This is a genomic window from Caulobacter sp. Root1472 (assembly GCF_001426985.1).
GTDB lineage: Bacteria > Pseudomonadota > Alphaproteobacteria > Caulobacterales > Caulobacteraceae > Caulobacter > Caulobacter rhizosphaerae.
In genome coordinates, this window is the sequence record NZ_LMFX01000012.1 from 386,415 (window position 1) to 412,974 (window position 26,560).

General features: G+C 69.1%; 30 protein-coding genes and 2 pseudogenes. 21 read left to right on the forward strand and 11 right to left on the reverse strand.

The genetic code is table 11. The features are described 5' to 3' along the window. Window positions 1–22: 22 nt before the first annotated feature. Window positions 23–1,606: a beta-xylosidase gene (locus tag ASD47_RS10660; protein ID WP_156402198.1), complete on the reverse strand. Its 1,584-nt coding sequence runs from the start codon at window positions 1,604–1,606 to the stop codon at window positions 23–25. Window positions 1,607–1,870: 264 nt separating this feature from the next. On the opposite strand from ASD47_RS10660, the gene ilvD reads away from it, so the two are divergent. Beyond that, a complete protein-coding gene (ilvD, locus tag ASD47_RS10665; protein WP_056755548.1) occupies window positions 1,871–3,601 on the forward strand; it encodes a dihydroxy-acid dehydratase in 1,731 nt (576 codons plus the stop codon). A 4-nt stretch (window positions 3,602–3,605) separates the two neighbouring features. Here ilvD and ASD47_RS10670 read toward each other — a convergent pair whose 3' ends face one another. The 7 genes and pseudogenes from ASD47_RS10670 to erpA all read right to left on the reverse strand — a co-directional run bounded on the left by ASD47_RS10670 (window position 3,606) and on the right by erpA (window position 7,143). Continuing rightward, on the reverse strand, window positions 3,606–4,076 hold the full coding sequence (locus ASD47_RS10670) for a DUF1579 family protein (RefSeq protein WP_056755551.1): 471 nt from the start codon (window positions 4,074–4,076) through the stop codon (window positions 3,606–3,608). A 54-nt stretch (window positions 4,077–4,130) separates the two neighbouring features. Next, the gene (locus ASD47_RS10675) at window positions 4,131–4,475 is read right to left on the reverse strand and encodes a hypothetical protein (protein ID WP_056755554.1); all 345 of its coding nucleotides are present in this window, start codon (window positions 4,473–4,475) and stop codon (window positions 4,131–4,133) included. 45 nt (window positions 4,476–4,520) lie between these two features. Then, window positions 4,521–4,847 carry a hypothetical protein gene (locus tag ASD47_RS10680; protein WP_056755556.1) on the reverse strand — a complete coding sequence of 109 codons (327 nt, stop codon included), beginning with the start codon at window positions 4,845–4,847 and terminating at the stop codon, window positions 4,521–4,523. Between the two features lie 77 nt (window positions 4,848–4,924). Continuing rightward, window positions 4,925–5,779, reverse strand: coding sequence for a hypothetical protein (locus ASD47_RS10685; RefSeq protein WP_056755559.1), 855 nt, complete (start codon window positions 5,777–5,779; stop codon window positions 4,925–4,927). 44 nt (window positions 5,780–5,823) lie between these two features. Next, window positions 5,824–6,612, reverse strand: coding sequence for an exodeoxyribonuclease III (gene xth, locus ASD47_RS10690; protein WP_056755562.1), 789 nt, complete (start codon window positions 6,610–6,612; stop codon window positions 5,824–5,826). Between the two features lie 80 nt (window positions 6,613–6,692). Continuing rightward, a pseudogene (locus ASD47_RS27565) lies at window positions 6,693–6,814 on the reverse strand (hypothetical protein); the annotation flags it as partial. Continuing rightward, window positions 6,811–7,143, reverse strand: a complete 333-nt coding sequence (erpA, locus tag ASD47_RS10695) for an iron-sulfur cluster insertion protein ErpA (RefSeq protein WP_018113406.1) — start codon at window positions 7,141–7,143, stop codon at window positions 6,811–6,813. The gene erpA and the pseudogene ASD47_RS27565, both read right to left, overlap by 4 nt. Before the next feature lie 77 nt (window positions 7,144–7,220). Between erpA and ASD47_RS10700 the strand changes: the two genes are divergently transcribed. The 14 genes and pseudogenes from ASD47_RS10700 to ASD47_RS10760 all read left to right on the forward strand — a co-directional run bounded on the left by ASD47_RS10700 (window position 7,221) and on the right by ASD47_RS10760 (window position 19,268). Continuing rightward, a complete protein-coding gene (locus tag ASD47_RS10700) occupies window positions 7,221–8,405 on the forward strand; it encodes a deoxyguanosinetriphosphate triphosphohydrolase (RefSeq protein ID WP_056755565.1) in 1,185 nt (394 codons plus the stop codon). Between the two features lie 132 nt (window positions 8,406–8,537). Continuing rightward, window positions 8,538–9,350, forward strand: a complete 813-nt coding sequence (locus ASD47_RS10705; RefSeq protein WP_056755567.1) for an SPOR domain-containing protein — start codon at window positions 8,538–8,540, stop codon at window positions 9,348–9,350. 13 nt (window positions 9,351–9,363) lie between these two features. Then, window positions 9,364–10,389 (forward strand): beta-N-acetylhexosaminidase, encoded by a 1,026-nt coding sequence (gene nagZ / locus ASD47_RS10710; RefSeq protein ID WP_056755570.1) that lies wholly within the window; start codon window positions 9,364–9,366, stop codon window positions 10,387–10,389. Further along, window positions 10,386–11,210 (forward strand): ScpA family protein, encoded by an 825-nt coding sequence (locus ASD47_RS10715; protein ID WP_056755574.1) that lies wholly within the window; start codon window positions 10,386–10,388, stop codon window positions 11,208–11,210. Before nagZ ends, ASD47_RS10715 begins: the two co-directional genes overlap by 4 nt. Next, window positions 11,207–11,319: pseudogene (locus tag ASD47_RS27570) on the forward strand (hypothetical protein); the annotation flags it as partial. The gene ASD47_RS10715 and the pseudogene ASD47_RS27570, both read left to right, overlap by 4 nt. A gap of 12 nt (window positions 11,320–11,331) precedes the next feature. Beyond that, window positions 11,332–11,985: an SMC-Scp complex subunit ScpB gene (scpB, locus tag ASD47_RS10720; RefSeq protein ID WP_056755577.1), complete on the forward strand. Its 654-nt coding sequence runs from the start codon at window positions 11,332–11,334 to the stop codon at window positions 11,983–11,985. 36 nt (window positions 11,986–12,021) lie between these two features. Continuing rightward, window positions 12,022–12,207: a hypothetical protein gene (locus ASD47_RS10725; protein WP_200945249.1), complete on the forward strand. Its 186-nt coding sequence runs from the start codon at window positions 12,022–12,024 to the stop codon at window positions 12,205–12,207. 146 nt (window positions 12,208–12,353) lie between these two features. Continuing rightward, the gene (locus ASD47_RS10730; protein ID WP_028040730.1) at window positions 12,354–12,578 is read left to right on the forward strand and encodes a twin-arginine translocase TatA/TatE family subunit; all 225 of its coding nucleotides are present in this window, start codon (window positions 12,354–12,356) and stop codon (window positions 12,576–12,578) included. Window positions 12,579–12,662: 84 nt separating this feature from the next. After that, window positions 12,663–13,232 carry a Sec-independent protein translocase protein TatB gene (gene tatB, locus ASD47_RS10735; RefSeq protein WP_056755583.1) on the forward strand — a complete coding sequence of 190 codons (570 nt, stop codon included), beginning with the start codon at window positions 12,663–12,665 and terminating at the stop codon, window positions 13,230–13,232. Next, complete coding sequence (gene tatC, locus ASD47_RS10740; RefSeq protein WP_056755586.1) at window positions 13,229–14,131, forward strand: twin-arginine translocase subunit TatC; 903 nt, start codon at window positions 13,229–13,231, stop codon at window positions 14,129–14,131. The genes tatB and tatC overlap by 4 nt, the downstream gene beginning before the upstream one ends. A 253-nt stretch (window positions 14,132–14,384) precedes the next feature. Then, a complete protein-coding gene (gene serS, locus ASD47_RS10745; protein WP_056755589.1) occupies window positions 14,385–15,680 on the forward strand; it encodes a serine--tRNA ligase in 1,296 nt (431 codons plus the stop codon). A gap of 121 nt (window positions 15,681–15,801) precedes the next feature. After that, window positions 15,802–16,596, forward strand: a complete 795-nt coding sequence (gene surE, locus ASD47_RS10750) for a 5'/3'-nucleotidase SurE (protein ID WP_056755592.1) — start codon at window positions 15,802–15,804, stop codon at window positions 16,594–16,596. After that, on the forward strand, window positions 16,596–17,252 hold the full coding sequence (locus tag ASD47_RS10755; RefSeq protein WP_056755596.1) for a protein-L-isoaspartate(D-aspartate) O-methyltransferase: 657 nt from the start codon (window positions 16,596–16,598) through the stop codon (window positions 17,250–17,252). Before surE ends, ASD47_RS10755 begins: the two co-directional genes overlap by 1 nt. 126 nt (window positions 17,253–17,378) lie before the next feature. Beyond that, a complete protein-coding gene (locus tag ASD47_RS10760) occupies window positions 17,379–19,268 on the forward strand; it encodes a LysM peptidoglycan-binding domain-containing protein (protein WP_056755599.1) in 1,890 nt (629 codons plus the stop codon). Between the two features lie 86 nt (window positions 19,269–19,354). Here ASD47_RS10760 and ASD47_RS10765 read toward each other — a convergent pair whose 3' ends face one another. After that, window positions 19,355–19,594 carry a hypothetical protein gene (locus ASD47_RS10765; protein ID WP_056755602.1) on the reverse strand — a complete coding sequence of 80 codons (240 nt, stop codon included), beginning with the start codon at window positions 19,592–19,594 and terminating at the stop codon, window positions 19,355–19,357. 18 nt (window positions 19,595–19,612) lie between these two features. Further along, window positions 19,613–20,452, reverse strand: a complete 840-nt coding sequence (locus ASD47_RS10770) for an ATP-binding protein (RefSeq protein WP_056755605.1) — start codon at window positions 20,450–20,452, stop codon at window positions 19,613–19,615. Between the two features lie 121 nt (window positions 20,453–20,573). Between ASD47_RS10770 and yajC the strand changes: the two genes are divergently transcribed. The 6 genes from yajC (at window position 20,574) to ASD47_RS10800 (ending at window position 25,403) form a co-directional block, all read left to right on the forward strand. After that, entirely contained in the window at window positions 20,574–20,882 is a 309-nt protein-coding gene (yajC, locus tag ASD47_RS10775; RefSeq protein ID WP_056755607.1) for a preprotein translocase subunit YajC, read from the forward strand. 74 nt (window positions 20,883–20,956) lie between these two features. Further along, entirely contained in the window at window positions 20,957–22,555 is a 1,599-nt protein-coding gene (gene secD / locus ASD47_RS10780) for a protein translocase subunit SecD (protein WP_056755610.1), read from the forward strand. 9 nt (window positions 22,556–22,564) lie between these two features. Next, window positions 22,565–23,512 carry a protein translocase subunit SecF gene (secF, locus tag ASD47_RS10785; protein WP_056755613.1) on the forward strand — a complete coding sequence of 316 codons (948 nt, stop codon included), beginning with the start codon at window positions 22,565–22,567 and terminating at the stop codon, window positions 23,510–23,512. Window positions 23,513–23,514: 2 nt separating this feature from the next. Continuing rightward, window positions 23,515–23,868: an Mth938-like domain-containing protein gene (locus ASD47_RS10790; protein WP_056755739.1), complete on the forward strand. Its 354-nt coding sequence runs from the start codon at window positions 23,515–23,517 to the stop codon at window positions 23,866–23,868. Window positions 23,869–23,949: 81 nt separating this feature from the next. After that, window positions 23,950–24,564 carry a urate hydroxylase PuuD gene (locus ASD47_RS10795; RefSeq protein ID WP_056755616.1) on the forward strand — a complete coding sequence of 205 codons (615 nt, stop codon included), beginning with the start codon at window positions 23,950–23,952 and terminating at the stop codon, window positions 24,562–24,564. 83 nt (window positions 24,565–24,647) lie between these two features. Then, complete coding sequence (locus ASD47_RS10800; RefSeq protein ID WP_056755619.1) at window positions 24,648–25,403, forward strand: squalene/phytoene synthase family protein; 756 nt, start codon at window positions 24,648–24,650, stop codon at window positions 25,401–25,403. Window positions 25,404–25,488: 85 nt separating this feature from the next. Here ASD47_RS10800 and ASD47_RS10805 read toward each other — a convergent pair whose 3' ends face one another. Next, window positions 25,489–26,553, reverse strand: a complete 1,065-nt coding sequence (locus ASD47_RS10805) for a hypothetical protein (protein ID WP_056755622.1) — start codon at window positions 26,551–26,553, stop codon at window positions 25,489–25,491. Between the last annotated feature and the right edge of the window lie 7 nt (window positions 26,554–26,560).

Consider the following 26,560-nt stretch of genomic DNA (forward strand, 5'->3'; position numbering starts at 1 on the left):
GACCGTCGGCCGGCCCGCTCGCCTATTTCGGCGCCACCTTGACCAGCACCACGTCGTTGGCCCGCATCGTCACCGCTACGCTGGCCGCGCCCGATTTGCCGACGGTCAGGGCCCGGGTCTCGGGCTTGTCCACGGTCAGGGCGTTCAGGTCCCTTACCTGCTGGTCGGTCAGCGTCTTGGGCGAGCCCAGTTCCAGATAGGCCGTGTGGGCGTCGTTGGCCTTGAAGCCGGTGCGGAAGATCTGGACGTCGTAGCGGCCGGGCTTGAGGCCCTTCAGGTCGAGGCTGACCGGCTCGATGTCATGGGTGGGCTGGACCTTGGTGTAGTAGGGCCGGTTGCTGACCGCCTGCACGGGCTGGCGGAAGGCCCAGACCAGCGCCTGAACGCCGCCCTTGTCGGCGGTGACCCAGCTTTCCGCATCGGTGACCTTGACGGCCTTGTCGCCCAGCTGGTTCAGGTACTTGTAGGCGAACCAGGCCGGCTTGCGGATCCCTTGCGGGTTCATCAGGCCAAAGCCGCCCTCGAACGGCGCGGTGGGCGCGCCCGGCTCCTCGAACAGATCGCTGTAGGTCCAGTAACTCATGCCCTGCAGCAGGCCTTCGCTGGCCTTCAGTTTGGACAGAATGTAGGGCGCGCTGACATAGGAATCGTGCACCGGGTCGCGCGGCGTATAGCTGGTGCTCCATTCAGTGAAATAGAGCGGAAGGCCGGGCTTGAACGAAGCCTCGATCTCCTTTCGCACCCGGCGCACGTCGCCGACGATGGCGTCCGGCGAGGGCGACAGCTTGGTGTCCTGCTGGCCCTTCTCGTCCAGGAAGCCGCCGTCGACGCCGTAGGTGTGGGTGGTGACGAAGTCGACTCCCGCGCCCGAGGTCTGGACGTGGCTCAGGAATTCGGGCGTCCAGGCCGCGCCGGCGGTCGAGGGGCCGCCGACCTTCAGGGCCGGGTCGATCGCCTTGATGGTCCGGGCGGTGTTGTCATAGAGCTCGAAATAGGCCTTCTGGTCGGCCTTTTCCCAGAAGCCGTCGAGGTTGGGCTCGTTCCAGACCTCGAAATACCAGGACCGCACCTCGGCCTCGCCGTAGCGCTGCTGGCAGTGTCGCACGAAAGCGTCGACCAGGGCCGCCCACTGCTTGGGATCGGGATGCGAGGTGTTGCCTTTCCAGTAGAAGACCGTCTGTTCCGAGGTCTTCATCGCGTCGGGGGTGAAGCCCAGCTCGACGAACGGCTTGACGCCCATCTTCAGCAGGCGGTCGTACAGCTGGTCGATCTTGGTCCAGTCATAGACCGGCTTGCCGTCGACGACGCGATAGGTGCCCAGCACGTCGTGGAAGATGGCGTGGAAGCGGACATAGCGGAACCCGAGCTCGTCGCGGGCGATCTTCAACTGGCCCAGGCTGTCGTCGCGCAGCAGGGTGCCGGGATAGTCCGAGCCGACCGACAGGTCGTAGAAGTGGTCGCGCGGCGTGGTCGGGGCCTTGGCGTCGACGGCGATGTGGCGGACGGCCGGCTTGCCCTGGGCCAGGGCGGATCCCGCCAAAAGGCTGGCCATGGCCGAGGCCAGGATCGCGCTGCGGAGCAAGGTCCTGGTGAGGGTGGGGGTCATGGCGGCTGGTCCTTCCTGCAGTGGCCCGCCCTCGTGGATGGGGCGATGTCAGTGGGACCGGTACCATTATTCGGAGGGCGCCGTATAGCCCGTTCGAAAATCGGCCGGGAAGGGTGTGATCATGCGCGACGGCCGTGCTTCCGCGAACCGTTCGCAATGAAACGCGCGTCGGCCGGCCGATCGCCGGCAAAAACTCGGCGTCCGACCCTTTCGTCGCGCGGCCAGCTGAGCTAACCACGGCGCTCTATCTGGAAGGCTAAGATCATGACCAAGAAACCCGACGGCACGTGGGACAAGTCGCAACTCCCCAGCCGGCATGTAACCGAAGGGCCGGCCCGCGCGCCGCACCGCTCGTATTACTACGCCATGGGCCTTGGCACCCGCGAGATCGCCCAACCGTTCGTGGGCGTGGCCTCGTGCTGGAACGAAGCGGCCCCCTGCAACACCGCCCTGATGCGCCAGGCCAACGCCGTGGCCAAGGGCGTCAAGGCGGCCGGCGGCACGCCGCGCGAGTTCTGCACCATCACCGTGACCGACGGCATCGCCATGGGCCACGAGGGCATGCGCAGCTCGCTGGTCAGCCGCGACGTGATCGCCGACTCGGTCGAGTTGACCATGCGCGGCCACGGCTATGACGCCCTGGTCGGCGTCGCCGGCTGCGACAAGAGCCTGCCGGGCATGATGATGGCCATGCTGCGTCTGAACGTGCCCTCGGTGTTCCTGTACGGCGGCTCGATTCTGCCCGGCCGCTTCCAGGGCCGCGACATCACCGTGATGGACGTGTTCGAGGGCGTCGGCGCCCACGCGGCCGGGACCATGGACGCCAAGACCCTGTGCGAGCTGGAGCAGCACGCCTGTCCGTCGGACGGGGCCTGCGGCGGCCAGTTCACCGCCAACACCATGGCCTGCGTGTCCGAGGCCATCGGCCTGGCCTTGCCGCTGTCGTCGGCCCTGCCGGCCCCGTACCTGGACCGCGACCAGTACGCCGTGGCCTCGGGCGAGGCGGTGATGCGGCTGATCGAGCAGAACATCCGTCCGCGCGACATCTGCACCCGCAAGGCGTTCGAGAACGCCGCCGTGGTCGTCGCCGCGACCGGCGGCTCGACCAACGGCGCCCTGCACCTGCCGGCCATGGCCCACGAGTGCGGCATCGAGTTCACCCTCAAGGACGTGGCCGAGATCGCCGCCCGCACGCCCTATATCGCTGACCTCAAGCCCGGCGGCCGCTACGTGGCCAAGGACATGGGCGAGGCCGGCGGCGTGCCGATGCTGCTGCGCACCCTGCTGGACGCCGGCCTGCTGCACGGCGACTGCATGACCGTGACCGGCAAAACCCTGGCCGAGAACCTGGCCGACGTGGTCTGGCGCGACGACCAGGACGTTATCCGCCCGGTCTCCAACCCGCTGTCGCCGACCGGCGGCGTGGTCGGCCTGTGGGGCTCGCTGGCCCCCGACGGCGGCATCGTCAAGGTGGCCGGCCTCAAGCACCAGGTGCACCGCGGCCCGGCCCGGGTGTTCGACGGCGAGGCGGCCTGCTTCGAGGCGGTGTCGAACCGCGACTACAAGGAAGGCGACGTCCTGGTCATCCGCTACGAAGGCCCCAAGGGCGGGCCGGGCATGCGCGAGATGCTGTCGACCACCGCCGCCATCTACGGCCAGGGCGTGGAGAACATCGCCCTGATCACCGACGGCCGCTTCTCGGGCGCCACGCGCGGCCTGTGCATCGGCCACGTGGGTCCGGAAGCCGCCGTGGGCGGGCCGATCGCCCTGGTCAAGGACGGCGACATCATCAGCATCGACGCCACCCAGGGCACGATCGACCTGGAGGTCGACCCGATCGAGCTGGAGAACCGCCGCCGGCACTGGCAGCCGCGCGGGCACGACTACAACAGCGGCGCGATCTGGAAGTTCGCCCAGTTGGTGGGGCCGGCCTATCTGGGCGCGACCACCCATCCGGGCGCGGCGAAGGAAACCCACGTCTACGCGGATATCTGAAGGCCTATCCCGCCGCGCTGATCCGCGCGAGGGTCATCGAGGAGATCTGGCGGAAGGTCTCCTCGCCGGCCAGTCGGGCAGACGCCTCGTGCTGGAGCCGGTCACCGTCCACCCTGAACAGGGTCCGGCCGACGCCGCGTGGGGTGGTCTTCTCCAGGATCAGCTGATCACCCTCCCACCTGCCGCGGGCCGGCGCGATGGGCGGGAATCCATAGGTGTCGAACCAGAACCAGATCGCATCCAGGCGCTCAGGGTCGATCGTAAGGACGCCATGGCCATGAAAGCGATGCCCGCCGGGGCGTTCCTCGGCGTAGTCGCCGATCAGGCTTATGTCGTCGGGATCCATCCTGAATGTCCAGCGGCCTGAGGTCGGGCCGTCTGGCCCGAACGGATTGGGATGGACCTTGCCAGCGCCGTCCCAGATCCCGACCAGGCGGCGAAGTTGGCTCCGCGCTTCGACAAGCGATTCCATCATCTGACTCTCCGGCGGACTCATGCCGGGTCGCTTTGAACCGCCCGCGCCGGCGTTTCAATCCTTGCTCTTGCCGCGCCGCTCGACCTCGCGGTTGAAGCGATATTCCAGGAAGGCCTCGAACTCGCTGGGCGGGACGATCCGCCGAGCCATGTCCAGGGGGCCTGGGGGACGATCGTAGGCTACGCGATGGGGCCGGGGAGCGGCCGGCGCGGCGACGGGCGTGAGCTCGGCGTCGACTTCGGCGAGGCTGGCCGCGCGCTCGGCGTCACTGACCTGCCCGTCATGATCGGTGTCGGCGAGGTCAAGCCTGAGGCGCGGGACCTGCTGGGCGAAGGCCAGGGCTGGCGCCAGCAGGGCTGCGCCGAGCGCCAGGACTGCAAGGGGACGCGAAACGGACATCCGAATCTCCCAGGGCATGAAAGCGGCGCCCAGCGCCGCCCCGGCCTACTTCTTGATCTTCTTGAAATCCTTGTAGAACAGGTCTTCCGGCGGCCGGTCCTCAGGGGCCGGAGCGCGGAAGTCGTTGGGCCGCAGCAGGCCCTGGTCGAACATCGTGCGGCGCTGCTCCACCGCCGCCGCTGCGCGGGCCGGGGCGCCGAGCCTGACGGGGACAATGGCGCCGCGGTCACGGTCCAGCCAGGCCGCGGCCTCCTCGGTGCTGACCACGCCGTCGCGATCGGTGTCGGCCGGCGTCAACGCCAACGGCCGGGGCGCAGCCAGGGCCGGCGTGGCGCAACAGACGGCGAGGGCGGCGGCGAGAACCAGGCGCATCGATCGGGACTCCGCAACACCCGCGAGACGAGCAGGCAAGGCATTTGGGCGATCAAACGCGCGAGGAGTCAACGGGATCAATCGTCCAGGTCGAACGGCAGCTCGTCCTGGTCGTCCCTGGGCGGACGCGCCGCCTTGGAGACCGGCTTGTAGGTCTTTTCGAGGGTCAGCGGCGGGGCGTCGTCGAGGTCCTCGTCCGCCTCCCAGGGCGCCTCCACCGGATCGGCGGTGGTGTCGATCTCGTCGAACAGCGGGGCGGTGGCGGCTGGACGAGCCTGCGGCGCGGCGCTGACGGCCTCCAGGGCCGGGGTGTAGGGCTGCGGCGCGCGGGCGACCTGCGGCTCGACCACCGGCGGACGGGCCTGGATGGCCGGCTCGGACGATGGCGCGGCCTTGGCCTTCGGAGCCAGCGGGCGGCGAACGATGGCGTCGGCGCGCAGCAGCCAGCGGTTGGCTTCCTGGATGGCGTTGGCGGGCGAGCGGCTCTCGCGGTGCTGCTGGTCGCTCTCCAGCCACAGGTCCAGCTCGAAGTCGGGATGGCGCGGATCGTCGAAGATCAGCTTCAGGGTGACCTGGGCGGCCTGCTGGACGATCTGGTCGATGGCCCGGCGCGGCTCGCCGCGGAAAACCCGGCCGATCACCTGGCCGTCGACCGACAGCTCCGCCCCCATCAGTTCGTCGATGCGGTAGATCAGGCACCAGGCGCCGCTGTCCCAGGCGACGGCGGCCTGGTTGGTGGTGAAGTTGAAGCCCGCGCCCCGGCCGCGTCCCTTGGCGACGATCACGGTCTCCGGCGCGCCCTTGAGCACATGGCGCAGGGCGCGGCGGATCCGGCGCTCCTCGTCCATGAACCAGATGGCGGCGCTGCCCACGAAGGTCACCGCGGACGCCGACAGGGTCACGAGCAGCAAAAGACGCCAGAGTTCGCTCATGGGATCAGGCTAGCGGGAGTCCCGGTTTACGAACAGTCGCCGTTTCAGAGCGACAGTTCGGCCACCACGGGAACGTGATCGGAGGGCTTTTCCTTGTCCCGCTCGTCGCGATGGATGACCACCCCGGCCAGATGGTCGGCGGCCTGGGGCGACAGCAGCAGGTGGTCGATGCGGATGCCCAGGTTTCGCGGCCAGGCCCCGGCCTGGTAATCCCAGAAGGTGTAGCCGCCCGGCGCGCCGTCGGCCTGCATGTAGGCGTCGGTGAAGCCCAGGTTCCTCAGCGCCCGGAACGCGGCCCGGCTCTCGGGCTGGAACAGGGCGTCGCCCAGCCAGGCCTCGGGATTGGCCACATCCTCGGCTTCGGGGATGACATTGTAGTCGCCGGCGATGATCAGCGGCTCTTCCAGGGCCAACAGGCCCTGGGCGTGGGCGTGAAGCCGCTTCATCCAGGCCAGCTTGTAGGCGAACTTCTCGGTTCCGATCGGATTGCCGTTGGGCAGGTAGATGCCCACCATCCGCAGCGGGGTGGGGGCGGCGATCACCGCCTCGATATAGCGCGCCTGTTCGTCGACCTCGTCGTCATGCAGGAAGGGCAGGCCGCGCCGGACGTCCTCGAGCGGGAACTTCGAGAGCATCGCCACGCCGTTGTAGGTCTTCTGGCCATGGACGGCGACGTTGTAGCCCAGGCGCTCGAAGGCCTCGGTCGGGAACTTCTCGTCCAGGCATTTGATCTCCTGCAGCACGGCCACGTCGGGCGCGGCCGATTCGAACCACTCCAGGACTCGTTCCAGGCGGGCGTTGACGGAATTGACGTTCCAGGTGGCGATGCGCATCGAGGGCTCCAGTCGGCGGCGGGAGGCTAGGGCGCATGGGGAACGGGCTCAAGTCGCGGCTTTGGATTTGGTGAGGTCGGGCGCCCTGCGTCCTTCGAGGCCCGCTGCGCGGGCGCCTCAGGATGAGGAGCTTTGGTGCTCTGAATCCCTCATCCTGACGTGCGAGGCGCAGCCGAGCCTCGAAGGACGCAGGGCGCCTCAGATCGAGAAGCTGACGCCGCAGCCGCAGCTGGACTTGGCGTTGGGGTTGCGCACGCGGAACTCGGCGCCCGCCAGTTCGTCGACGAAGTCGATCTCCGAGCCCTTGAGCAGGGCCAGGGAGATCACGTCGACCAGGGCCGCGGCCCCGTCGCGCTCGACCTTCAGGTCGTCGGGCTGGGCGCTGTCGACCAGATCGAAGCGATACTGGAAGCCCGAGCAGCCGCCGCCATCGACGGCGACGCGCAGCATCACCGGATGGCCCTCGGCCTCCGAGATCGTATGCAGCCGGCGGGCGGCGTTGGGAGAAAGCGTTACGGCTGTGTCGGTCATGGCTGTGGAAAATCCATACTTCGCCTATATGAGGGCGTGCGCGCCCCAGGGAAAGGGGCGATCAGCAAAGGCCTTCCATGTCGTCGTCTCCCTTCTTCGTCCAGCGCGCCCCCTATGCCGAGGACCCGGCCAGGTCCCTGGGCCGCCGCTTCCCCGAAGACGAGAGCCGCACGCGCACGCCGTTCGCCCGCGACCGCGACCGCATCATCCACACCTCGGCCTTTCGGCGGCTGAAGGAAAAGACCCAGGTGTTCGTCGCCCACGAGGGCGACAACTTCCGCACCCGCCTGACCCATTCGCTGGAGGTGGCCCAGGTGGCGCGTTCGCTGGCGACCGCGCTTGGGTTGGACAGCGACCTGGCCGAGACCATCGCCCTGGGGCACGACATCGGCCACCCGCCGTTCGGCCACGCTGGCGAAGACGAGCTGCAGTCGTGCATGAAGGCGTACGGCGGCTTCGACCATAACGTCCAGACCTTCCGCGTCGTCACCGAGCTGGAGCGCCGCTATCCGGACTTCAGCGGCCTGAACCTGACCTGGGAGACGCTGGAGGGGATCATCAAGCACAACGGCCCGGTGACCGAAAAGCTGGGCAAGCCGTCGTGGAAGGCGATCTCCAAGTACGACAGCGAGTACAAGCTGGGCCTGAACACCTGGGCGTCGGCCGAGGCCCAGGTCGCGGCCCTGGCCGACGACATCGCCTACAACAACCACGACATCGACGACGGGGTCGAGGCGGGGCTGTTCACCCTGGACGAGCTGATGGACGTGCCGCTGATCGGCCCGATCCTGGTCGCCGTCCGCAGCGAGCGCCCGGACCTGGACCCGCGCCTGACCCGGCTGGAAGCCGTGCGGCGGATGATCGGCGCCATGGTCGACGACGTGATGGGCGAGACCCTGCAGCGCGCCGCCGCCACTGGCGTGCAGTCGGCGCAGGACGTCCGCGCCCTGGATCACGCCCTGGTCGCCTTCTCGCCGGACATGGCCGAGGACCTGGCCCGGCTGCGTCAGTTCCTGCACACCCGCATGTACCGCCACTGGCGCGTCAACCGGACGCGCAGCCAGGCGCGCCGCATTCTCGCCGAGATGTTCAACCTCTTCTTGGCCGAGCCCGACGTCCTGCCGTCGGAATGGTTCGCCCGGTCGCAGAACCGCGACGAGGCCGGCCGTGCGCGCGTGGTCTGCGACTACATCGCGGGCATGACCGATCGGTTCGCCATCGAGGAACATCGCAAGCTGTTCCAGCTGGATGTCTGGAACTAGCCCGCGCGAAAGCGGAGCGGCGATGTTCACGGGTAGTTCTGGGCGGGCCCGGGCTCCGATAAACTAGGTCGGCGCGCGTCCGATTCGCTGTGAGCGATCCCGCGCGCATGGAAGTCTGGAGCCTCGACGCGAATGTCCGATCCCCACCGCGGCGCCTATACGCCGCCCACCGATGCGCCGCTCTCGTTCGACGCGCGTCAGCCGGTTCGCGGCTCGCGGCCCTTGCCCATGACCCTGATCATCAGCGCGGTGGTCCTGGCCACCCTGGTGGTCGCGGTGCTGTTGATCTATCGCGGCGGCGTGCGCGGCCCCAACGAGCCGCCGCGCACGGTGGGCGAGCCTGTCGCTCAAGTGAAGGCCCCGCCGCCGGCCGACGCCGCCCAACCGGCTGACCCGGCCTCCGGCCTGCAGATCTACAAGAGCGAGACCCCCGAGGCCTCGCCGACCTTCGCCGCCCAGCCGGAAGCGCCGATGGCCCGTCCCACGCCGCCGCCCAGCGCGCCGGTCCAGACCGCCACCCTGCAGCCCGCCAAGCCGGCGCCGGCCGGTCCCGCCGCACCGGTCTCGGCCGCCCCGGCCACCAAGCCCGCCGCCAAGCCGGCCCAGACCATCGAAGGCCTGGCCACCGCCGCGGTCTCGCCGCGCGCCACCGCGCCGGCCGCGACCAAACCGGCCGCCGCGCCGGTCCCCGCCGCCTCGGCCGGCGGCCCGGCCAGCGTGCAGATCGGCGCCCTGTCCTCCACCGCCCTGGCCGACAAGGCCTGGTCTGACGCCGCCCGCATCGCGCCGGGTCTAGCGGCGGGCAAGGGCAAGCGGGTCGAGGCGATCGACAAGAACGGCACGACCCTCTACCGCACGGCCGTCACCGGCTTCGCCAGCCGCGCCGAGGCCAAGGCCTTCTGCGACGCCCTGAGCGCCGCCGGCAAGTCCTGCTTCGTGAAATAGAGGGGCAGGGCGCATGGCCAGCATCTCCGCCGCCATCCTCGGCTGCGCCGGGACCACCCTGACGGCGGAAGAGGTCGCGTTCTTCCGCGACGTGAAGCCGTGGGGCTTCATCCTGTTCAAGCGCAACATCGCCGATCCCAATCAGGTCCGGGCCCTGACGGCGGCGTTGCGGGCGACGGTCGGACGCGCCGACGCGCCGATCCTGATCGACCAGGAGGGCGGCCGCGTCGCCCGCCTGGGCGCGCCCCACTGGAAGACCTACCCGCCCGGCCGCGCCTATGGCGAACTGGTGGCCAACGACCCGCTGGTCGCCCGCGAGATCACCCGCCTAGGCGCGCGGCTGATCGCCCACGACCTGCTGGATCTCGGCATCAACGTCGACTGCGTGCCGGTGCTGGACGTGCCCGATCCGCAGGGTCACGAGATCATCGGCGACCGCGCCTATGGCGACACGCCGCAGCAGGTGGCGACCCTGGGCCGCGCGGCGGCCGAGGGCCTGCTGGCCGGCGGCGTTCTGCCGATCATCAAGCACATCCCCGGTCACGGCCGCGCCATGAGCGACAGCCACCTGGAACTGCCGGTGGTCAAGGCCAAGCTGGCCGAGCTGGACGCCCGCGACTTCGCGCCGTTCCGCGTGCTGTCGGACATGCCGATGGCGATGACCGCCCACGTCGTCTATACGGCCATCGACCGGTCCCGTCCGGCCACGACGTCGAAGAAGGCGATCAGGAAGATCATTCGGGAATCCATCGGCTTCGACGGACTTCTGATGAGCGACGACCTGTCGATGAAGGCGCTGTCGGGCGACTTCAAGCAGCGCGCCAAGGACAGCCTGGCCGCCGGCTGCGACGTGGTCCTGCACTGCAACGGCGACATGGCCGAGATGAAGGCGGTGATGTCGGGCGTCGGCAAGCTGTCGCGCGAGGCCCGCCGCCGGGTCCAGGCGGTCATGGGCCGGCTGGTCAAGGTTCCCGAGCCGCTGGACGTGGCCCAGGCCCGCGCCCGCTTCGACGCCGCTTTCGACGGACGCTTTGCGTGAGCACGGGCTTCCAGCCCACCCTGGACTTCGAGGCCGCCAACGAGGCGGCCGAAGATGGCGCGGCGCTGGTCATCGACATCGACGGCTACGAAGGCCCGCTGCACGTGCTGCTGGCCCTGGCGCGCAGCCAGAAGGTCGACCTGCTGCAGCTGTCGATCACCAAGCTGGCCGAGCAGTACCTGGCCTTCGTGCAGCAGGCCCGCCGCGTGCGCTTCTCGCTGGCCGCCGACTATCTGGTGATGGCCGCCTGGCTGGCCTATCTGAAGTCGCGCCTGCTGCTGCCCAAGCCCGAGCGCCCTAAGGCCGAGGAGCCGCCGGCCGAGGAGATGGCCGCCCAGCTGGCCTTCCGCCTGGCCAAACTGGACGTGATGCGCAAGGCCGTCGAAGCCCTAAAGGAGCGTCCGATCCTCAAGCGCGACGTGTTCATGCGCGGCGACCCGGAGGCGGTGAAGATCGTCTCCTCCACCCGCTTCGAGGGCGACCTCTACGCCCTGATGACCGCCTACATCACCCAGCGCAAGCGCGAGCATGGCCGCCACTACGCCCCACGCCCGCCCCAGGCTTACCCGCTGGAGGACGCCCGCGACCGCCTGCGCGAGCTGCTGCCGGAGATGAAGGACTGGACCACCCTGTCGGGCGTCGCGCCGGTCGAACGCTGGGAGCACGATCCCGACGGTCCCAGCCCCGCCAGCTACCTGGCCTCGACCCTGTCGGCCAGCCTGGAGCTGGTGAAGGAAGGGATCCTCGAAGCGCGGCAGATGGAGCATTTCTCGGACATCTACCTGCGCACGCGGGCCGAGCCGCTGGAGCCGATCGTATGAGCCGGATCCGGACGGAAATCCTCGTCCTTCGACAAGCTCAGGATGAGGATTTTTTGCGCGCCGATCCATCGATAGCCCTCATCCTGAGCTTGTCGAAGGACCAGGGCGGGCCCACGAAAACATGACCCAAGACCCGCTGTTCACCACCCGCTGCATCGAGGCCCTGCTGTTCGCCGCGGCCGAGCCGCTGAGCGTCGAGGACCTGGCCAAGCGCCTGCCCGAGGGGGCGGACGTCGGCGCGGGCCTGGCCGACCTGTACGCGCGCTACGCCGGCCGCGGCATCGAGCTGGTCCAGGTGGCCGGCCGCTGGCGGTTCCAGACCGCGACGGACCTGGCCTTCCTGATGACCGAGGAGCGCGAGGAGCCGCGGCGGCTGTCCAAGGCCGCCCAGGAGACCCTGGCGATCATCGCCTACCACCAGCCGGTCACCCGGGCCGAGATCGAGGCGGTGCGCGGGGTCCAGGCCAGCCGGGGCACGCTGGACGTGCTGTTGGAGCTGGGCCTGGTCAAGATGCGCGGCCGTCGCCGCACGCCCGGCCGCCCGGTGACGTTCGGCACCACCGACGCCTTCCTTGAGCACTACGGCCTGGCGACCCTGGGCGACCTGCCGGGAATCGCCGAGATGCGCGCGGCCGGCCTGCTGGCCCTGGACCTGCCGCCGGGCTTCACCGTGCCCGACCCGATGGGCCTGCGAACCGGCGAGGACGAGGATCCGCTGGAGGACGGCGACGAGGCCCCGGAATTCGCACAGGATTTCCTGGGGGACGCGTCCTAGGCCTGGAGATCTCGAAGGGGGAAAACTATGGGTTCAATGTCGATCGTTCATTGGTTGATCGTGCTGGCTCCGGTCGCGCTTATCGGGCTGCCAGTCGTCAAGATCTTGAAGAGAATGGGTTTTTCGGGATGGTGGGGGCTTCTGGCCCTGGCGCCCTTGGCGAATTTGATCGGTCTCTGGGTGCTGGCGTCCATCGAATGGCCGAGCCAGCGAAAGGAATAGGGCTCGCCGCCTGGTTCCGAAGTTCCGGGGCGCGCGTCAAAGCGCTCCGTGGCGGGGACCGCCGCATGCGCTTATATATCGGCTGGCATATTGTAACGGCACGCCGCAGCGGCTAATGGGCCGCTGTCGCAAGGAGCATCGTCGTCATGGGTAGCATGAGCTGGATCCACTGGGTGATCGTGATCGCGGTCGTGGCCCTGCTGTTTGGCGGGCGCGGCAAGCTGTCCGGCATCATGGGCGACGCGGCCAAGGGCATCAAGGCGTTCAAGGACGGCCTGAAGGACGATCCGTCCGACGACGTCGCGGCCAACAAGTCCACGGGCGCCCTGCCGCGCACCGAGGCCGAGAAGGAAGACCTGCGCAAGTCGTAGGGGATTCGTCGCGCCGGCTCGGCCGGCGCGACTGTCGTTTCACTTCGCGAACCCGGCGGCGCCGGTTCGCTCTAAGGCGCGTCCATGCTCCCTGATATCGGCGGAACGGAACTCCTGGTCATCGCCGCGGTCGCCTTGATCGTGGTGGGGCCCAAGGACCTGCCTGTCCTGCTGCGCAAGCTCGGCCAGTTCGTCGCCAAGATCCGCGGCATGGCCAACGAGTTCCGCGCCAGCTTCGACGAGATGGCCCGCCAGTCGGAGCTTGACGAGCTGCGCCGCGAGGTCCAGGCCATGCGGGAGGGGCAGTACACCGCCCCGATGCGCGACGCCGCGGCCCAGGCCAGCGACGCCAGCCACGTCGACCAGGTGTTCGCCGACATCGACGCCAGCCTCAACAGCGGCGCGGTCAAGGTCTCGCCGCACGACGCCTACCAGCCGGCCACGTCCCTGGAAGCGCCCGCGCCCGGCGTCGAGATCGTCTCGGAGCCCAAGCCGAAGCGCAGGGCGCCGGCCAAGAAGCCCGCCGCCAGGACGGCCGAGATCGTCTCCAAGCCGAAGGCGGCCAAGGCCGCCAGGGATGATCTCTCGGCTCCCACAAAGCCGGTCCGCAAGCGCGCGGCCAAGCCCTCGACCAAATCGGACATCGTCTCGTGACCAACGCCATCGGACACGATCCGGAAGACGAGATCGAAGCCTCGCGCGCGCCGCTGATGGACCACCTGATCGAGCTGCGCCGGCGGCTGATTATCTGCGTGGTGGCGCTGTTCGTCGGCTTCGGGGTCTGCTTCGCCTTCTCGCAGCAGCTGTTCCTGTTCCTGATCCACCCCTACGAGGTGGCCGCCAACATGGTCGCCGCCAGCAAGGCCGGCGGACATCACGGCCCGTTCGACCTGATCATGACCCTGGTCGGCCTCAAGGAGGTCCCGGCCGCCGCCGCCGGCCACCAGAAGTTCGTCTTCACGGCCCTGCTGGAGCAGTTTTTCACCAAGCTGAAGCTGTCAGCGTTCGGCGCGGTCGTCGTGACCTTCCCCGTCCTGGCCTGGCAGCTCTACCGCTTCGTCGCGCCGGGCCTGTACAAGAACGAGCGCAACGCCTTCCTGCCGTTCCTGATCGCCTCGCCGGTGCTGTTCGCGATGGGCGCGGCGCTGGTCTATTACATCATGCTGCCGTTCATCGTCTGGTTCTCGCTGAACCAGCAGATCTTCGGGCAGGGCATCTCGGTCGAGCTTCTGCCCAAGGTCAGCGACTATCTGACCCTGGTGACCTCGCTGCTGCTGGCCTTCGGCCTGTGCTTCCAGCTCCCGGTGGTGGTCTCGCTGCTGGGCATGGCCGGTATCATCAGCTCCAAGATGCTGCGCGACGGCCGCCGCTACGCCATCGTCGGGGTGTTCATCGCCGCCGCCATCCTGACCCCGCCCGACCCGATCAGCCAGATGACCCTGGCGATCCCGATGTGCCTGCTCTACGAGATCTCGATCTGGTGCGTGTGGCTGATCGAACGCCGCAAGGCCAAGGACGAGGCCGAGCAGACCAAGGACGTGGTGGCGGTTTAGCGGCGGGTAAACCCACCCCTTTTTAACCGTCATCCCGGGCCTTGTGCCCGGGACCCCTGGTTCAGCCGACGGCGAAGCGCTGTGGCGCGCCAGCGCGCCATCCCTGCGCACGTGCGGCGGATAAAGGGGTCCCGGGCACAAGGCCCGGGATGACGGGCGTTTGGGGAGGGCCGGGCGAGACACCACGCTTGGCGCCCCCGCCGACGCGCCTTAGAGAGGTCGCTTCTTAACGACTTCTCTCCCGAGCGTTCCGATGCACGACATCAAGGCCATCCGCGACAATCCCGAAGCCTTCGAAGCCGCCTGGTCGGCCAAGGGCCGCTCGGGCGCGGCCGCCGGGGCGGTCAGGCTGGACGCCCAGCTGCGCGCCGCCCAGACGGCGCTGCAGGAGGCCCAGGCCAGGCGCAACGAAAGCTCCAAGCTGATCGGCCAGGCCAAGGCCAAGAAGGACGAGGCCGAGGCCCAACGCTTGATGGCCGAGGTCGAGGCGCTGAAAGGCGACATGGCCCACGCCCTGGTCGATGAGGACCGGTTCGGCGGCGAGCTGAAGGACCTGCTGGCCAGCCTGCCCAACATCCCCGCGCCGGAAGTACCCAAGGGCGAGGACGAGGCGGGCAATGTCGAGGTCCGCCGCTGGGGCGATCCGTCCAAGCTGCCGGCCGGACGGCTGAACAATCCCAAGGACCACGTCGACCTGGGCGCGGCCCTGGGCGGCATGGACTTCGAAGCCGCCGCGAAGATGTCCGGCGCCCGCTTCGTGGTGCTGAAGGGCCAGATCGCGCGGCTGGAACGGGCCCTGGGCCAGTTCATGTTGGACCTGCAGACTGTCCAGAACGGCTATGTCGAGATCAGCCCGCCGCTGCTGGTCAAGGACGAGGCGCTGTTCGGCACCGGGCAGCTGCCGAAGTTCGCCGAGGACCTGTTCAAGACCACGGTCGACCACTGGCTCATCCCCACCGCCGAAGTCTCCCTGACCAACATCGTGCGCGAGCAGATCACCGACGAGGCCGAGCTGCCGTTGCGGATGACCGCCCTGACGCCGTCGTTCCGCTCGGAAGCCGGGGCCAGCGGCCGCGACACCCGCGGCATGATCCGCCAGCACCAGTTCTACAAGGTCGAGCTGGTCTCGATCACCACCCCCGACCAGTCCGAGGCCGAGCACGAGCGCATGGTCCAGTGCGCCGAGGCAGTGCTGAAGGCCCTGGAGCTGCCGTTCCGCACCATGCTGCTGTGCACCGGCGACATGGGCTTCGGCGCCCGCAAGACCTACGACCTGGAAGTCTGGCTGCCGTCGCAGAACACCTATCGCGAGATCAGCTCGTGCTCCAACTGCGGCGACTTCCAGGCCCGGCGCATGGACGCCCGCTTCAAGAAGGCCGGCGAGAAGGGCACGCACTACGTCCACACCCTGAACGGCTCGGGCCTGGCCGTCGGCCGCACCCTGGTGGCCGTGCTGGAGAACTACCAGGACGAGACCGGCCGGATCACGGTGCCCGCCGCGCTGGTCCCCTACATGGGCGGCGTGACGCATATCGGAGGCGCCGCGTGACCCCCTCAGTCGCTCCGCGACAGCTCCCCCAGAGGGGGAGCATCTAATGGCCGCCGCACCGTGCAGATTCTCCCCCTCTGGGGGAGGTGGCCCGAAGGGGCGGAGGGGGCTCGCCCGTTAGATGCGCATCCTCATGACCAACGACGACGGCATCCACGCCGAGGGCCTGCAAAGCCTGGAGCGCATCGCCCGGACGCTGTCGGACGACATCTGGATCGTCGCCCCGGAGTACGAGCAGTCGGGGGCCGGCCGGGCCCTGACCCTGTCGGACCCGATCCGCGTGCGCCGGGTCGACGATCGCCGCTTCGCCGTCGAGGGCACGCCCACAGACTGCGTGGCCATGGCCGTGCAGCAGCTGATCGAGGGCCCAGCCCCGAACCTGGTGCTGTCGGGCGTCAACCGCGGCCAGAACCTGGCCGAGGACGTCACCCTGTCGGGCACGGTGGCCGGCGCCATCGAAGGCATGGCCCTGGGCATCCCGTCGATCGCCCTGTCGCAGGCCATGACCTATTTCCACGACGAGGTGGTGGCCCACTGGGAGACGGCCGAGCACTTCGGCCCGGGCGTCGTCCGCCGCCTGCTGGAGATCGGCTGGCCCAGGGACGTCATCATGAACGTCAACTTCCCGGCCCTTGCCCCCGAAGCGGTCACCGAGGTGGAAGTCACCCGCCAGGGCTTCCGCGACTCGCACATGCGGAGCATGGAAAAGCGGACCGACCTGCGCGGTCGCGACTATTACTGGACGGGCTTTGTTCTCAAGCCGTCCAAGCCGGCGGAGGGTACGGATCTGAAGGCCGTCTACGAAGGCAAGATCTCGGTCACGCCGCTGCACATCGACCTGACCCACAACCCGACCGTGGCGGCGCTGAAGGGCCTGCTCGGTGGCGCGCCTCCCAAGCTGGAGGCGGCTTCGTGATGGCCCAAGCCAAGGCCGACACGCCCGAGGCCCGGCTGCAGGCGCTGATGAAGGCCCTGCGCGCCCAGGGGGTCACCGACCCGGCCGTGTTGAACGCCATCGAGAAGACCCCGCGCGACCTGTTCACGCCTGACCTGTTCAAGGAACGGTCGTGGGAGGATTCGGCCCTGCCGATCGCCTGCGGCCAGACCATCAGCCAGCCGTTCATCGTCGGCCTGATGACCCAGGCCCTAACCCTGGAGCCGCGCTGCCGGGTGCTGGAGATCGGCACCGGCTCGGGCTATCAGACCGCCGTCCTCAGCCGCGTCTCGCGCCTGGTCTATACGATCGAGCGCTATCGGACCCTGATGAAGGAGGCCGAGGCCCGCTTCGCGGTGCTGGGCCTGACCAATGTCATCACGAAATTTGGGGATGGATGGGAGGGCTGGCCCAAACAGGCGCCGTTTGACCGCATTCTGGTCACGGCGGCGGCGCAGGATGAACCCGAAACTCTGCTTTCGCAGCTCAAGCCGCAGGGCGTGCTCGTCGCGCCCGTGGGCAAGGGGCCGGTGCAGAGCCTTCGCCGCTATGCCGGCGACGGGAAGGGGGGCTTCACGGTCGAAGTCCTGTGCGACGTGCGTTTCGTCCCGATCCTGGACGGCGTCGCCCGCGAATAGCGGGCCGGCGTCGCCGGGTTTTCCCTGTGGGTGCTTGCGCAGGGTTCTCGGGACGACGCGGGATGTTTAATGGTTGGTTTACCCTTGCGGCGGCGACTGGAGCCTATGCAAGGTAGAGGAGAGGCTATGAGGCAGTTGTGGACGCGCGCGGCGGTGATCGCCCTGACGGCTGGAACGCTCGCGGCCTGCGAGAGCACGGGCGGCGCGCAGTATCCCACCCGGAGCCAGGCTCCGACTCCGAACTTCCCGATCGTCCAGGCCCCGCCGGCCAACCAGCAGCCCGAGGGGCCCTCGACCCCGCCCGACGAGCCGCAACCCACCTTCTCCGCGCCCGCCGGCAGCGTCGGCGTCTCCAGCCAGCCTCTGGCCCCGGCCACGACCACCCAGCCGCTGCCGCCTCCGCCGCCCCCTCCCGTCGCTGAAGCCCGTCCGGCCCCGGCGCCGGCCGCGCGTCCGGTGGTGGTCACCACCGTCGGCGGCCCCGTGGTGACGATCGCCGGCCCGCCCAAGAGCTACAAGGTCAAGTCGGGCGACAATATCGACGCCATCGCCCGCACCCTGGGCACCACCCGCGCCCAGCTGGCCAAGGACAACGACCTGAAGTCGCCGTACCGGATCCATCCGGGCCTGGTGCTGCAGGGGCCGGAGACCAAGGACGCCAAGGCCTACGTCGTCCAGACAGGCGACACGATGTTCGCCATCGCCAAGCGCTTCTCGGTCACGGCCGCGGCCCTGGCCGAGGAGAACGAGCTGAGCACCGGCTCGGCGATCCGCAAGGGCCAGAAGCTGCGCCTGCCGGAAGGCTACAGGGACAAGGGTCCCAGCCGCACCACCGTGATGCAGCCGGTCGCCCAGGGCCCGGCCAGCGGCGCGCCGTCGTCCGGCGACCTGCCGCCGATCGGTTCGCCGTCCAGCCACGCGACCGCGCCGGCTCCGTCCCGCGACGTCGAGGAGGAGGAGGTCCCCGCCGGCCGTCCGGTCACCACCACGACGGTCAGCGTCACGGGGCCCGTGGTCGAGGTCGCCGGCCCGCGCCGCGCCTACACCGTCAAGCGGGGCGACAATATCGACGCCATCGCCCGCACCCTGGACACCACCCGCGCCGACCTGGCCAAGGACAACGACCTCAAGGCGCCGTATCGCATCAATCCCGGCCAGAAGCTGAAGGGCCCGGAAACCACCGCCAAGGCCTATGTGGTCCAGACCGGCGACACCCTGGCCAATGTCGCCAAGCGCTTCAATGTCAAGCCGGCCGCCCTGGCCGAAGAGAACAATCTGCGCACCTCGGCGGCGATCAAGAAGGGCCAGAAGCTGCGCCTGCCGTCCGGCTATCGCGACAAGGGCCCGCTGAAGACCACGGTAACGACCGCCCCGCCGGCGCCGCGTCCCACGACCCCGCGCCCGGTCACGCCGACCCCCAGCTACACCCCGCCGGCCGCCACTACGCCGCCGGCCTCGCTGCCGTCGTCACCGCGCCCTTATACGCCGTCGCCCAGTTCCAGCTATCCGCGCACGCCCACCGGTCCTGTCTCGGCCCAGCCGGTGACGCCGCCGCCGTCCTCGGGCCAGATCATCGGCAGCACCCCGCCGCCGACCGAGGCCGAGATCACCGCCGCCGGTCGCGGCCGCTTCGTGTGGCCGCTGCAGGGCGAGACGATCTCGGACTTCGGCCCCAAGGGCGCTGGCCAGCGCAACGACGGCGTCGATATCCGCGCGCCGGCCGGCACGCCGGTCCGCGCCGCCGCGGCGGGCGAGGTGGTCTATGCCGGCAACCAGGTGCCCGGCTTCGGCAACCTGGTGCTGGTCAAGCATGCGGACGGCTGGGTGACGGCCTACGCCCACCTCGCGGACATCCAGGTCAAGATGCGCCAGCAGGTCGCCCAGGGGGCGACGCTCGGTTCGGTCGGCCAGACCGGCGGCGCCAGCGAGCCGAAGCTGCACTTCGAGGTCCGCTACGCGCCCACGCCCAAGGACAAGGCGCGGCCGGTGGATCCGGGTCTGGTGCTGCCGAAGTAGAAGGCGGGGAGGTGGGGCGCTAACTTGCCCCACCTGACCGCTGCGCGGTCTGTCCGCCCCTATAGGGGGCGGAGCGCGGGCGTCGGCTACGCGTCGCCCCAGCGCCACTTCCACGGGCCGTCGCTCTTGCGCCAGCTGACGATCACCACGACCGCCGTCGAGGCCAGCACCAGGCCCAGGTGGAGCATGGGGTCTCGTCCGGCGAACACCACGCCGCTGGCGACGATGACGACCAGGAAGCCGATCAGCAGCGCCCAGCCTTGCCAGCGGCACGGCAGGCCGGCGCCGAACCCGTAGCGCTTCACGCGAAACCAAGGCTTGCCCATCCGGGCCTCCCGCGGGGTTTAGGCGGGCAGGTTTACACCCAGCTCCCCGGCCAGGTCACGGATGAACTGGTAGGCCACCCGGCCCGAGCGGGCGCCGCGCAGCTGCGACCACTGCAGCGCCCGGCGCTCAAGGTTCTCGACCTGCAGCCCGAAGCGCTCGGCATAGCCGTGGATCGCCGCCAGGTAGGTGGGCTGGTCCATGGGCGGAAAGCCGATCCACAGGCCGAAGCGGTCGGAGACGCTCATCTCTTCCTCGGCGTTCTCGGCCGCGGCGATCGCGCCTTGCGTCTCGACATGGTCGCGCGGCATCAGGTGGCGGCGGTTGGAGGTGGCCACGAACAGCACGTTCTCCGGCGGGCCGGCCACGCCGCCCTCCAGGGCGGACTTCAGCGCCTTGGCCGCCGCCGCCCCGTCCTCGAACGACAGGTCGTCGCACAGCACCACGAAGCGCTCCGCGCACGACCGCAGCACATCAAATAGCGGCGGCAACGCCGCGACCTCGTCGCGATCGACCTCGACCAGCTTGAGGGCGGGGTATTCCGCTGCCAGCTTCATGAAGGCGGCCTTGGTCAGCGAACTCTTGCCCGTGCCGCGCACGCCCCACAGCAGCACGTGGTTGCAGGGCAGGCCGACGGCGAAGCGGCGGAGGTTCTCGACGAACCGGTCCTTCTGCCGCTCGACGCCGATCAGCAGGTCCAGCGGCATCGGGTAGTCGGGGGCGGGGACGAAGCCGTCGCCTTTCGGCTCGTGCCGGAACAGCCGTCCGGCCCCGAAGTCGGGCGCGGCGGGAGCCGCGGGGGCCAGGCGCTCCAGGGCGTCGGCGATGCGGGCGAGCAGGGGCAGGGCGGCGTCGTTCATGTGTTGCCTCCTAGCCCCACCCAGCTGTCATTGCAAAAGGAGAGGTGAACGCATAGCTTCCGCCGACTTGGCGGGCCCCCCATGTGGGCGGGGACGCTAACCAGACTTTCTTGGAGACGACATGTCCGGTGGACTGCAAGCCCAACTGATCCAGATCGCGCCCATCATCCTGATGGTCGTGCTCTTCTATTTCATGCTGATCCGCCCGCAGCAGACGCGCGCCAAGCAGCACGCCGCGGCCATCGCCGCCGTCAAGCGCGGCGACAACGTCGTGCTGTCGAACGGCATGCTGGGCAAGGTCGTCCGGGTCGAGGAGACCGAGGTCGGCGTCGAGATCGCCCAGGGCGTGACCGTCAAGGTGGTTAAGAGCATGATCGCCGAGATCCGCGCCAAGGGCGAACCGGCCCCGGCCAACGATCCCAAGAGCTGATCACCACTCCGCGTCGACCACGAGGCGCCGCCCGTAACTTGACGCCGAAGGGCGTCGTCCAGAGCCTGTAATCCATGCTGACCCTCTCCCGCTGGAAAGTCACCGCCGTCATCCTGTCGGTGATCTTCGGCATCGTCTTCTCCCTGCCCAACGTGCTGCCGCAGAAGACGCTCGACGCGCTTCCAGGCTGGGTTCCCCACCAGAAGCTCAACCTGGGGCTCGACCTGCAGGGCGGCTCGTACCTGCTCTACGAGGTCGACACCGACGCGCTGCGGGCCGAACGCCTGACCAACATGGTCGAGGACGTGCGCACCACGCTGCGGAACGACCAGATCGAGTTCGGCGAGCTGGGCGAGGCGGGCGGCGTCGTGCGGGTGCGCATCACCGATCCGGCCAAGGTGGACCAGGCGGTCAGCCTGCTGCGCCGCTCGATCGGCGGCCAGCTGCAAGGCACGGTTACCGGGCGCGATACGACCGTGACCAATAATGGCGATGGCCAGCTGGAACTTGCCTTCGTGCCGGAAGCGGCCAAGGCGGACGCCGCCAAGGCCGTGACCCAGTCGATCGAGACGATCCGACGCCGGATCGACGCCCTGGGCACCAAGGAACCGACGATCACCCGCCAGGGCAGCAACCGGATCGTCATCCAGGCGGCCGGCGAAAGCGACCCCGCCCGCCTGCAGGCCGTGATCGGCCAGACCGCCAAGCTGACCTTCCAGATGGTCGACGAGACGGTCACCCAGGAAGACATGGTCGCTGGCCGCATCCCGCCTGGCGTGGTGGTCATCCCGGGCACCCAGCCCGGCGAGCCGCCAATCCCAGTGGCCAAGCGCGCCTTGGTGACCGGCGAGGACCTGGTTAACGCCAACCAGGAGTTCGACCAGAACGGCGCGCCCGCGGTCGGTTTCCGCTTCGGCGGTTCCGGCGCCCGCAAGTTCGGTGACGCCACCACCCGCAACGTCGGCAAGCGCTTCGCCATCGTGCTGGATGGCAAATACATCTCGGCCCCCAGGATCAATCAGCCGCTGCCGGGCGGTTCGGGCATCATCACCGGCAACTTCACGCCGGAAAGCGCCGCCGAACTGGCCCTGCTGCTGCGGTCGGGCGCCTTGCCCGCCAAGCTGAACCTGGAAGAGCAGCGCACCGTCGGAGCCGAGCTGGGCGCCGACGCCGTCCGGGCCGGGGCCATCTCCCTGGCCATCGGCGCGGCGGCGATGTTCGTGTTCATCATCCTGGCCTACGGCCTGTTCGGGGTGTTCGCGGCCCTGGCCCTGGTGGCCAACGTGCTGCTGATCGTCGGCATCATGTCGATGACCCAGGCCACCCTGACCTTCCCCGGCATCGCCGGCCTGATCCTGACCCTGGCGGTGGCGGTCGACGCCAACGTGCTGATCTACGAACGGATGCGGGACGAGGCCGCGGCGGGACGATCGCCGATGTCGGCGGCCGACACGGGCTTCCGCCGGGCCATGGTCTCGATCATGGACGCCAACATCACCAGCCTGATCTCCGCGGCGATCATGTTCGGGTTCGGCTCGGGCCCCATCAAGGGCTTCGCCTGGACCCTGTCGATCGGCGTGTTCACCTCGGTGTTCACCGCCATCATCATCACTCAAGTGCTCATCGGCTGGTGGTTCAAGACCGCCCGTCCGAAGAAGCTGCCGATCGCTTAGGTTTCCATCATGGCTTGGCCCCTCATCCGCCTGATCCCCCGCCAGACCCACTTCCGCTTCGTGAAGTGGGCTCCGGTCGCCGCGGCGATCTCCGCCCTGCTGATCGCCGGCTCGTGCGTCTCGTTCTTCACCCAGGGCCTGAACCTGGGCATCGACTTCAAGGGCGGCATCGCCATGGAAGCGCGCATGCCCACGCCCGTTCCGCTGGCCGAGCTTCGCGGCGAGTTGGGTCGGATCGGCGTTCACGACGCCCAGGTCCAAGGCTTCGGCTCGCCCAACTCCGCCATGATCCGTTTTCTGCCGGAGGCGGGCCAGAACGCCAACGCCGAGGCGGCCGAGATCAAGCAGAAGCTGGTCGCCCACTTCCCGACCATGACCATGCCGGCCCCGTCGGTGATCGGCGCCAAGGTCTCGGGCGAGCTGCTGGGGTCGGGCTTCAAGGCCCTGGGCATCGCCCTGGTGCTGATGCTGGGCTACATCTGGTTCCGGTTCCAGTGGCAGTTCGGCGTCGGCGCCGTGGTGGCCGTGTTCCACGACATCATCCTGACGCTGGGCCTGTTGTCGGTGCTGCAGATCGAGTTTTCGATGACCTCGATCGCCGCCCTGCTGACGGTGATCGGCTACTCCATGAACGAGAAGGTCATCACCTTCGACCGGCTCAAGGAGAACCTGCGCAAGTACAAGACCACCCCGCTGCGCGACATCATCGACCTGTCGGAGAACGAGCGTCTGTCGCGGACGATCATCACCGGCTCGACGGCCCTGCTGGCCCTGGGCGGCACCATGGTGTTCGGTGGCCCGGTGCTGTTCCCGCTGGTCTTCACCATGACCTTCGGCATCCTGATCGGCACCTATTCGTCGGTCTACATCGCCCTGCCGCTGATCCTCGTCTGGGGCGTCAAGCGGGGCGACGAGGAAGCCACGCCGATCAAGCTCGGCGCCGGCACCCGCCCCTGATGCTGCGCCAGCCGCCATCGATCGACGCCTGGGGCGGCGGCGGATTCCGCGTCTCCGGCGACTGGCGTCCAGGCTCGCTGCTGATCATCGACGACCAGCCGCGATCCTGGGGCGCCACCAGCCTGGCCGCCTTGACGCCGGACGACTTCGCCGAGGTCTTCGCGGCGGGCGGGGCGGTCGAGTTCGTGCTGCTGGGCGTGGGCCTGGTCAACGCCCTGCCGCCGCGCCCGGTGCGCGACGCCCTGAAGGCGGCCGGGCTTGGTCTGGAGTTCATGAGCACCGAGGCCGCCGCGCGCACCTACAACGTCCTGGCCAGCGAAGGCCGGCGGCTGGCGGCGGCCCTGATCGCCGTCTAGGGCGGCCAATCGCGTCTATTTGCCGACTCCGTCAGACGCCCTATACCTGACCCTGCAACAGGGGCATTAGGGGGCCTGGACATGACCGGACTACTTTCCAATTTCCGCAACACCATCATCGTCAGCGTCCTGCTGGCGCTGGTGATCGCGTTCGGCTTCGGCCACAGCCCGCACGGCTTCGACGAGGCCTATTTCCAGGCGGTGTTCCGCCTGCTGCACGTGTTCTTCGGCATCCTGTGGATCGGGCTGCTGTACTATTTCAACTTCGTGCAGATCCGCGTCATGCCGCAGATCCCGGCCGAGCTGAAGCCGGCGGTGTCCAAGTACATCGCCCCCGAGGCGCTGTTCTGGTTCCGCTGGGCGGCGCTGGCGACCTGGGTGATGGGCGTGGTCCTGGCGTTCAGCCGCGGCTATCTGGCCGAGGCGGCGACCTTCGGCCTGTGGGGCGGCTACGAGCGCGGCGTCGACATGGGCTTCACCTTCATCGGCCTGGGCATGTGGCTGGCGACGATCATGTTCATCAATGTCTGGGGCGTGATCTGGCCGAACCAGAAGCGGGCCCTGGGCATCGTCGAGGTGGACGCCGACGCCAAGGCCAAGGCGGCCAAGATGGCCATGCTGTTCTCGCGCATCAACACGCTGCTCAGCATCCCGATGCTGGCGACGATGACGATGTACCAGACGCTGTTCAACTGATCGCCCGATCAGGACGGACGAGGAAGGCCCACGGGACCCGTGGGCCTTTTTCTTTTGGGCTAGGCGGCGCATAAGCCGCGCCCATGACGACGCCGAAGACCACGCTGGACATCGCCCACCGCAACGACGCCCCGGACACCGATCTGGACGCCCTGGTGCGCCGGGTCGATCCCGACCGTTGGCTGGCCAGCCGGTTCATTGCTGATCCCAAGGCGCGGACCGACGTGATCGCGCTCTACGCCTTCAACTACGAGCTGGCCCGGGTGGCCGGCGGGGTTAGCAACGCCCTGATGGGCGAGATCCGCCTGACCTGGTGGCGCGAGGCCATGGAGGAGATCGCCGCCGGCCAGCCGCCGCGCCGCCACCCCACGGTCGAGGCCGTGGCCGCCGCCGGCTATCCTCTGAGCGCCCTGGCCGAGATGACCGAGGCCCGGATGGCCGATCTCGACGCTACGCCATTCGAGACGGAGGGCCAGGTCCTGGCCTATGTCGACGCCACGGCCGGGGCGACGGCGATGCTGGCCGCCTGGCGGCTGGACCCCAAGGCCGATCCCCACGCCGTGCAGGACGCCGCCCGGGCCTATGGCCTGGCGGGACTGTGGCGGCTGAAGCGGGCGGGGGTCCAGCGCCTGCCGGCCGACTGGACGCAGGGCGACGTCCGCCGCCGGGTGGGGGAGGCGCGCGCCAAGGCCAATGTGGCGCTCAAGGCCTTGCCGATCGCCGCCTTTCCGGCCGCGGCTCCGGCGGCCCTGGCGATGGCGCAGTTGGGCGCGCGGGAGCTGGGCGAGCTGGAGAAGCGCCTGCGGCTGACCTGGGCGGTGGCGACGGGGCGGATCTAAGCTGGGGACATGCCCTTGTGGCATGTCCCCATCGGCAAGCGCGGCGCCTGAAACTGGGGACACGCCGCAAGGGCATGTCCCCGGCCTACGCCGCCTCCGACGGTTTCTTCGTCTGCCGAGCGGCCTTGGTCAGACGGTCCAGCACGTCGGGCACCAGCTGTTCGGAAAAGCCGCCGATGAAGGCCCAGACCATCATCTTGGCGGCGTCGACGGCGGCCGGGAACATCAGGCCGCGATTGACCAGGGTGATCGGGCAGTCGTAGCGGCAGGGCACGATCTGCGGGAACAGCGTCGCGGCCCCCGACCCGACGATCGCGCCCTCGCGCACCAGCCCGCTGGCGAAGAAGGCCACCAGCACGAACGACACCGACATGCCCACGAAGGCGGCGATGAACACGGCCGTCAGGCCCTGGCTCAGCGCGCTGACCTGGCGCACGGGGTCGATGTCGGACGAGGCCGAGGCCATGGCCGACTCGGTGCGCCTCAGGACCGAGACCATGGCTCCGGCCGCGCCAACGAAGGCGATCAGCGAGAAGTTGGCGATCACCGTCACCGACTCGCGAATGGCGCCGGGCGGGCTGATGTTGGGCAGCAGGCGGGTGATCATCAGCGCCAGGAACAGCCAGCACAGCAGGCCCAGGGCCCAGCGCCGCATTCGGCCCGTCAGCACCTCGCGCTCGCTGCTGAGGGTGTAGAGCAGCTTCAGGCGCTCCAGCAGGCTCAGGGCCTCGGCCTCCAGCTCGGCGCGGTTGGCGTCCTCGGGGGCGAAGACGATCGGCTCCAGCTTGGCGGCCTTGGGTCCGATCGCGTGGATGTACCGTTCGCGCAGCTGCGGCACGAACCACCTCAGCCGCTCCAGGCCGTAGTCGCGCACCATCCATTTGCGCAGGTCGACGGCCGCGGCGATCTGTTCGCTGGGGTAGGGGCTGTTGAAGCCCTCGGTCAGGCGCTTGAACTTCTCTTCGCGCTCGGCCTGGCTGTTGTCGGCGGTCGTGCCGCCCTCGGCATGGCCCTGGCTGCCGTGGCGCAGGGCGATCTCGGTCAGGTCCAGGTCCAGCTCGGCGGCCAGCACCCGGGCCTCGGCATAGCGTCCGCCCAATCGAGATTGCAGCGTGATGCGGTTCGAGATCGCGCGGAACAGCTGGAACATGATCGCC

What these genes read in the sequence shown, in the direction of transcription:
- ASD47_RS10660 (WP_156402198.1), bottom strand. Translation starts at nt 1,606, where the DNA reads ATGACCCCCACCCTCACCAGGACCTTGCTCCGCAGCGCGATCCTGGCC.
- ilvD (WP_056755548.1), top strand. Translation starts at nt 1,871, where the DNA reads ATGACCAAGAAACCCGACGGCACGTGGGACAAGTCGCAACTCCCCAGC.
- ASD47_RS10670 (WP_056755551.1), bottom strand. Translation starts at nt 4,076, where the DNA reads ATGATGGAATCGCTTGTCGAAGCGCGGAGCCAACTTCGCCGCCTGGTC.
- ASD47_RS10675 (WP_056755554.1), bottom strand. Translation starts at nt 4,475, where the DNA reads ATGTCCGTTTCGCGTCCCCTTGCAGTCCTGGCGCTCGGCGCAGCCCTG.
- ASD47_RS10680 (WP_056755556.1), bottom strand. Translation starts at nt 4,847, where the DNA reads ATGCGCCTGGTTCTCGCCGCCGCCCTCGCCGTCTGTTGCGCCACGCCG.
- ASD47_RS10685 (WP_056755559.1), bottom strand. Translation starts at nt 5,779, where the DNA reads ATGAGCGAACTCTGGCGTCTTTTGCTGCTCGTGACCCTGTCGGCGTCC.
- xth (WP_056755562.1), bottom strand. Translation starts at nt 6,612, where the DNA reads ATGCGCATCGCCACCTGGAACGTCAATTCCGTCAACGCCCGCCTGGAA.
- erpA (WP_018113406.1), bottom strand. Translation starts at nt 7,143, where the DNA reads ATGACCGACACAGCCGTAACGCTTTCTCCCAACGCCGCCCGCCGGCTG.
- ASD47_RS10700 (WP_056755565.1), top strand. Translation starts at nt 7,221, where the DNA reads ATGTCGTCGTCTCCCTTCTTCGTCCAGCGCGCCCCCTATGCCGAGGAC.
- ASD47_RS10705 (WP_056755567.1), top strand. Translation starts at nt 8,538, where the DNA reads ATGTCCGATCCCCACCGCGGCGCCTATACGCCGCCCACCGATGCGCCG.
- nagZ (WP_056755570.1), top strand. Translation starts at nt 9,364, where the DNA reads ATGGCCAGCATCTCCGCCGCCATCCTCGGCTGCGCCGGGACCACCCTG.
- scpB (WP_056755577.1), top strand. Translation starts at nt 11,332, where the DNA reads ATGACCCAAGACCCGCTGTTCACCACCCGCTGCATCGAGGCCCTGCTG.
- ASD47_RS10725 (WP_200945249.1), top strand. Translation starts at nt 12,022, where the DNA reads ATGTCGATCGTTCATTGGTTGATCGTGCTGGCTCCGGTCGCGCTTATC.
- ASD47_RS10730 (WP_028040730.1), top strand. Translation starts at nt 12,354, where the DNA reads ATGGGTAGCATGAGCTGGATCCACTGGGTGATCGTGATCGCGGTCGTG.
- tatB (WP_056755583.1), top strand. Translation starts at nt 12,663, where the DNA reads ATGCTCCCTGATATCGGCGGAACGGAACTCCTGGTCATCGCCGCGGTC.
- serS (WP_056755589.1), top strand. Translation starts at nt 14,385, where the DNA reads ATGCACGACATCAAGGCCATCCGCGACAATCCCGAAGCCTTCGAAGCC.
- surE (WP_056755592.1), top strand. Translation starts at nt 15,802, where the DNA reads ATGCGCATCCTCATGACCAACGACGACGGCATCCACGCCGAGGGCCTG.
- ASD47_RS10755 (WP_056755596.1), top strand. Translation starts at nt 16,596, where the DNA reads ATGGCCCAAGCCAAGGCCGACACGCCCGAGGCCCGGCTGCAGGCGCTG.
- ASD47_RS10760 (WP_056755599.1), top strand. Translation starts at nt 17,379, where the DNA reads ATGAGGCAGTTGTGGACGCGCGCGGCGGTGATCGCCCTGACGGCTGGA.
- ASD47_RS10765 (WP_056755602.1), bottom strand. Translation starts at nt 19,594, where the DNA reads ATGGGCAAGCCTTGGTTTCGCGTGAAGCGCTACGGGTTCGGCGCCGGC.
- ASD47_RS10770 (WP_056755605.1), bottom strand. Translation starts at nt 20,452, where the DNA reads ATGAACGACGCCGCCCTGCCCCTGCTCGCCCGCATCGCCGACGCCCTG.
- yajC (WP_056755607.1), top strand. Translation starts at nt 20,574, where the DNA reads ATGTCCGGTGGACTGCAAGCCCAACTGATCCAGATCGCGCCCATCATC.
- secD (WP_056755610.1), top strand. Translation starts at nt 20,957, where the DNA reads ATGCTGACCCTCTCCCGCTGGAAAGTCACCGCCGTCATCCTGTCGGTG.
- secF (WP_056755613.1), top strand. Translation starts at nt 22,565, where the DNA reads ATGGCTTGGCCCCTCATCCGCCTGATCCCCCGCCAGACCCACTTCCGC.
- ASD47_RS10795 (WP_056755616.1), top strand. Translation starts at nt 23,950, where the DNA reads ATGACCGGACTACTTTCCAATTTCCGCAACACCATCATCGTCAGCGTC.
- ASD47_RS10800 (WP_056755619.1), top strand. Translation starts at nt 24,648, where the DNA reads ATGACGACGCCGAAGACCACGCTGGACATCGCCCACCGCAACGACGCC.
- ASD47_RS10805 (WP_056755622.1), bottom strand. Translation starts at nt 26,553, where the DNA reads ATGTTCCAGCTGTTCCGCGCGATCTCGAACCGCATCACGCTGCAATCT.